The sequence below is a fragment of the Pandoraea cepalis genome (assembly GCF_902459665.1).
Classification (GTDB): domain Bacteria; phylum Pseudomonadota; class Gammaproteobacteria; order Burkholderiales; family Burkholderiaceae; genus Pandoraea; species Pandoraea cepalis.
Genome location: NZ_CABPSL010000043.1, coordinates 1 through 1,996, shown reverse-complemented (window position 1 = coordinate 1,996; position 1,996 = coordinate 1). Strand labels below are relative to the sequence as shown.

Sequence of the window (1,996 nt, the reverse complement as noted above, 5' to 3'; positions counted from 1 at the left end):
CCGTGTGAAAGTAGGTAATCGTCAGGCTCCCCCTAAAAACCCCTTGCTAACTCGTGTAGCAAGGGGTTTTTGCTTTTCCGCGGTGATAATGCCCTGCCTTGGCGTGGCTCGATGCCATGGTCGTGACGGGGCAGCTTGATCTGGCTGAAATTCCCCTGACCAATCCACCATTTCGGAACCAGTTCGCCGGACGGTCTTCGGTGGATGCCGTTGCCGAAATGGGGCGCCGCGATTGTCCCAATGCGCTGGGTGATCGAATGAGGCGCCTCGATTGTCCCAATGCGCTGGGTGATCGAACGGCGTTATCACCTGCGCATGGCCTCGCGCGACTGACGTATCAGCACGCTGGACCACCCGCGGACGCCAAGGTGCCGTCTCACTCAGATATGCCAACCGCGCCAGTTATCACACGCGCGTCGTAGCAATGAACATGACAACCAATGAGCGATACGTATGCCGTTGAAGCGAGCGCCTTCACACGCCGGTGCCGCGCATCATCGCAACGAGCACGACAACCAATGGGCGATGCGCACGCCATCGAGGCGGGAGCCTTCCGGCGTGTCGCTGCCAAGCATCGTCACGATCACGGGACGCCGTTTGTGCACAAGCACGCGCATCACCATGTTATGCCCCGATTCGTTAATGAAGCCGGTCTTCTGGACGCTTGCATCCACTTTCCCGTAGCGCACCAGACGGTTCGTATTGACGTACTGCAACTGCCCCTTGCCCGTATTCACCCGTTGCTGATGATCAATCGAATAGCGACGGATCAGTGGATAAGCGTTCGACGCCCGCACCAGGCGCGCCAGTTCGCGTGCCGTCGACACATTGTTCGGTGATAGCCCCGTCGAGTTCGCGAAACGCGTGTTGGGCATGTTCAAGGCGCGTGCCTTGCGATTCATGGCGGAGATGAAGGCAGGACGTCCGCCCGGATAGTCGCGGCTCAATGCGGCAGCAGCGCGGTTTTCCGATGCCATCAACGAGATGTGGAGCATGTCGGCGCGCGAAAGCGTCGAGCCTACCGCCAGGCGTGAATGGCTGTACTTGAGCGTATCGCGATCCGCGTTCGTGACCGTGAGCGGTGCACGCATGGCCGGTCCACTATCGAGCCAGACGACTGCCGTCATCAGCTTCGACAGCGAGGCGATCGGGCGCACTTGATTGGCGTTCAGGGAGAAGAGCGGCGTTTTGGTATTCTCGTCGACAATATAAACGGCACGCGAGAAAAGCCGCTTGCGTGATGCCGGCGTGAAGCCGCATCGTGCGAGCAGGCGTGGTTTGGCAGCAGTGCGCACGCGCGCGGTCGCGTTCGTTACCGCGCCGGCAGCGCGCACCGCTCCCGCTGCTCTCGACACTTTCGGCGTCGCATGCTGCCGCGTAGCATTAGCCCGATGCTTCACCGTAGTCTGCGCCCGATGCGCAGGTTTCGCCGCTTTACGGCCTGCATGGGTCTTTGCCCGATGATGTGCCGATCGATGGTGCGGCGTACGCGCGGCCGTTGCTTTCCGACGAGCGGGTTTCGACGTCGTCTTCGCTGCCATCTTTTTGTGCTTCGCCGGTTGGAGGTGGTGCTTGCCATGGCCCGAATGATGGCCGGTCACCGCGAGTGCATCGTTGACTGGCAGCCCGGCAACGAGCAGCGTCAAACCAAAGAGCGCCAGGCGAGCGAGCGCGACGGTGCGTGGCGTCAGACGCGGGAACCGGGAGAGACGAGGGCGGCGAGGGAGGCGACGAAGACGAGGCAGCGACGAGCTAAACAACGGGTACCACAGGGCAGACATCTTCACGCGGTTCCATAGTCAGAAGATACGGTCGACATGTGCACACAACAAGGCAACTCGCGGCAGCAGCCACCGCACGCGATGCAGGCGAAATACACGGGAAACCTGTTGGACGTTACGCGAGCGAGGAGTTCCTGAGGTAATGCCCCCCGCAAACCGGCGCTGGGAGAAGTAGAATTTTCTCGTTAAGAGGGAGTTCTGCAGATGAAGAAGTC

General features: G+C 60.8%; 2 protein-coding genes. Both read right to left on the bottom strand.

The window, feature by feature from the left end; genetic code table 11:
- Window positions 1–494: 494 nt before the first annotated feature.
- Entirely contained in the window at window positions 495–1,295 is an 801-nt protein-coding gene (locus PCE31106_RS23830) for a serine hydrolase (protein ID WP_367649274.1), read from the bottom strand.
- A 504-nt stretch (window positions 1,296–1,799) separates the two neighbouring features.
- A partial coding sequence (locus tag PCE31106_RS24200) for a hypothetical protein (RefSeq protein ID WP_217425929.1) occupies window positions 1,800–1,996 on the bottom strand: 197 nt, incomplete at its 5' end.